The following is a 4,005-nucleotide window of genomic DNA, read 5'->3' as shown; positions in this document are numbered from 1 at the left end:
TGATTATTATTTATAACTTTAATTAGTTCGCTTCCTAGTTTCCAATTCCCATCTTCATCTTTATAAGCTATAGCTATTGGAAAATTTTTTAAATTTGTAGATATTGTAATATCGTCCGCATATCTTGTATAATTAAATTTATATTTTTTTGATAATATAGATAAACCTTTATCTAAACTAATGGCAATTAAATTTGATATTATAGGCGAGCTTGGGCTACCTTGAGGCAATTGATTATTATAACAGGCTATTTGAGCAATTAAAGTTGCAACCTCTTCGTTTAATTGAAAATTTTTATTTTTTATAAAAAAGCCTCTCACTCTTCCAAAATTTATACTTGGAAAAAAATCTTTTAAATCTATATTCAAAACATATCTTTTATTTTTGTGAAAGTTTGAATTTGTATATATAGATTTATTCTTTAAAAATCCATGAGAAGCGTTTTTATTTATTAGTATTTTATTATAGCATTCTTCTAAAACTTTTTTTAGTTTCTTTTGAATTATTTTTAAATACTCGTTTGGAGCTGATATATTTCTAAATTTACCATTCTTTTTAGGAATTTGAAACTCTGTATATAAATTATCTTTTTTTACAAATAAAATATATGTTATTTTTTTTAATTTAATGCCTATAATTTTTGAAAGTCCGCGTTTAGTTTTACAATTTTTTAATTTATCTAATGTATCCATAAAAAATTAAAGCTTACAGATACTCTTATGTAAGACATATACTGTGCACAGTATATGGAAATTAAGAAAAGCAGCATTTTTACTTAAACACTAACCCTATAATAAATCTTCTCCTGCGAAATCAACAGGAAAAATCTATCTGTAAGCTATTCTAAAATTATCATATTAGTTTAAAAAAGTCAAATATAAATTTAATATTATTTCCCATTTTCAATTATCTCAATCTCCTCTTCCGTCAAACCATAAAGCCCATAAACAATCTTATCTATACTATCATCAATAGCCTCAACTTGCCTCCTCAACATAGTCACAACATCGGGATTTTTCTCATTATTCAACTTCTTATTAATTTCAATAATATTATCTACAAGATTAACTAATTTATCGTGGATTTCTTTATCCGACTTTTTTGACAAATCTACCAAAGGCATTGGAATTCTTGAAGTTGTTGGATTATCAAATTGCATAGTCATTATAGCTTTACTGTATATAAATCTATAAGCATACCAAGATATTAATTTTGAATTTAAAATAGCCAAGATAAAATAAGTAGAATATTCGCTTTTATTTGATAATTGATTAATTGTATCCACTAAAATATATTTATTTAGAGAATTAATTATATCAGAAGGAATTGCTCTAATCGCTATTGAAGGTTTTGGTATTTCGGTATAAGAAACAATTCTTTGTGCCAATATAGAATTTTTTTCTATAAATGCTTTATCATCTTGAATATATTCTTTTAATATATATTTTTTAGCGTTATCAGGAAAATAATAACGAGAAATATTTTTACCGCCTAAAACTTTATAATATTCTTTTTTCGTATTTATTTCTTCTAAACAATGTTTTTGCTCTCCAACTCCTCTTCGGTTAATACAAAAATCATTTACTGTTTTTTTGCTTGAAATCATTTTATAAGCGATATTTAATTCTTCATTAGAAACCGCATTCAAATAAAATCCAAATTCTCTAAATGTTTTTTTATCAATTTTGCCAACCGTTATAATATTGTTTTCATTTCTTTCGGAAGCTTTATAAGTTTCGACTTCAAAGTTATTACAAAACATAATTATAACTTGTTCTAATTTAACTTCTTTCCAAACTTTACCGCAATCTACCAACTCTTGCAAATCGTTTATAATCAATTCCCTTGAATTTTCCCAATTTGAAGCATATATGAAAGATTTAGGAATTATAAAACCATTAACGCCTTTGTCTTTTAATAAATGTTTCGATAATCCTATAAATAATGCGGCGGTATTCGTATTGCTTAAATTATATTTTCTTTCTAAATAATTTCTTTCAATATCCATCAACTCTGCGCCATAAGGAGGATTGCCGATTACAATATCAAATCCGCCCGACTTAAAAATCGAAGGAAATTCTCTCTCCCAATCGAAGCAATTAATTTTATATTGCGTTTCAATGTCGATATTAAGGCTGTCGCCACCGCTATAAAAATCGTTCCCAATGAGCGAGTTTCCGCATTTAATATTTTCGTCCAATGAAGGCAATGCCCTTTCGTTAAACAAACTTTGATTATTCATTATCGAAGCTGGAGTTTCGCCTTCCATACATTTCAAAAGAAGCGATAATTTTGTAACTTCTACGGCGTTCGAGTCGATGTCGACTCCGAAAATATTATTTATGAGTATCTGCTTTTTTACCCATAAGGCGAGTTCTCCGTCTTCCGTAATTGCGTCTTCTTTTGAGCCGCGCCAACGGCGGGCAGACGCCAAAAATTTTTTCTTTCCTTGTTTTGAATAATATTCTCTATGATAATTAAGCAAATATTTATACGCTCCAAGCAAGAAACTTCCGCTGCCGCAAGCTGGGTCCGCTATTTTTATTTTCGCTATTTCGTTTGGAGTTTTATTTTTTATCTTCTCTCCAACCGTATTCTCCACAATATAATCGACTATATACTCTGGCGTATAATAAACTCCGCCAGCCTTTCGCACTTCTGGTTTTAATTCGATTTTCGCTTTGTGATTATTCCCAATCGTTATAGTCTTTCCCAAAAATTGCTCGTATGCGTTTCCTATAATTTCCACCGATATTACCGAAAACTCATAGGGACTTTTTGGATAATACAAATCGTTAATTATTTCCTTAATTACTTTATTGTCGACTTTTATTTTATCTGTAATTTTATCTTTAGAAAAATCAAAAATCCCCGAATTATATTTCCCGTCCGCTTTCTTAAATATCTCGACTATATTTTTATAATAATTATTCCCTTCATTACGAACTACTTTCTCGTCATTGCGAGCCTCACGAAGTGAGGCGTGGCAATCCACATTATTAATTGCTTGGCGAATGCCCGACTTTGTCGCAGGCTTTGCCTTCGCAATGACATTTGAATTACTACAAGCCTCCCGCAAATCTCCGTAATTTTCCACTCCTCTATCTTCCGCCACTCTCAAAAATATTATTCTGTCGATTATATGTTGAACGGCAAAATTCAAATCTCTTTCGGATATACCGTTTAATTTACTTATACTCGAAGCCAATTTTGTCCTCAAATTATCGAGCGAATTAAGAAAATCAATATCTACGCTTTCCGTTCCTTTTTTATTTTTTGCGTCCGCGTTATATTTTTCAAGCGAGCCTTTCAATACATTTTCTTTTGCAAATGTGTCGTATAAAAAATCGAATCTATTCAAATAATCTTTATAATTGATATATTCTATTCTCGACATCGAGGCTTTATCGTTTGGCGAAGGTTTTTTAGAGCAGTCGTAAATTGCAAATTCTTCAAAGTTCGTCAAAATGCTTACGGCTAATTTCCCGCTCCAAGCGTATCGTCTTATTTGATAAGCGGCGTCCGAATCTTCCTTTAAGTTCAAACTCGGCTTTTTCGCTTCCACAAAAAATACTCTATTACCCCCAATTCTAAATGAATAATCGGGAGCTTGCCGTTTAGTTTCTTTGTTGATTTCGCCGTAGGCGCGCCTCTGGCGTAACTTATCCTCATGAATAACTTCTCTATAAATATGAGAGTATCCTTGTTTATTTGAAATATCCCAACCCAAATACTCGAAGAAAGGATTAATAAAATCCTGCCTAGTCAAAGTTTCGTTATACTCGCTCGCATGAAACTGCTTATAATTATTCTCAAACTTTTCGACAAGTTCTTTAATTCCCTCGAATGCCAATTCTTTACTCGTTTTGATTTCGGACATATTAACTCCAATTTTATTTTTATTTTATTTTTTATTTAAAAAAATTTTTAATTAAACTTTTAATATTATAAATTATTATTTCAAAATAAAAAATCCCAACAGAAAAATCTATTGGGATAAAATAT

The 4,005-nt window shown here is 30.0% G+C and carries 2 protein-coding genes; both read right to left on the bottom strand.

Translation table 11 applies throughout. The features are described 5' to 3' along the window. Nucleotides 1-692, bottom strand: a 692-nt coding sequence (locus tag EZH24_RS08345; protein ID WP_137998696.1) for a reverse transcriptase domain-containing protein, incomplete at its 3' end; no start/stop codon positions are given. Between the two features lie 197 nt (nt 693-889). Further along, nucleotides 890-3,880 carry an Eco57I restriction-modification methylase domain-containing protein gene (locus EZH24_RS08340; RefSeq protein ID WP_137998694.1) on the bottom strand — a complete coding sequence of 997 codons (2,991 nt, stop codon included), beginning with the start codon at nt 3,878-3,880 and terminating at the stop codon, nt 890-892. Nucleotides 3,881-4,005 lie beyond the last annotated feature (125 nt).

Source organism: Brachyspira catarrhinii (assembly GCF_005518285.1).
GTDB lineage: Bacteria > Spirochaetota > Brachyspiria > Brachyspirales > Brachyspiraceae > Brachyspira > Brachyspira catarrhinii.
Note: the sequence above shows the minus strand (reverse complement) of the source record. Positions and strands in the feature narration are given on the sequence as shown.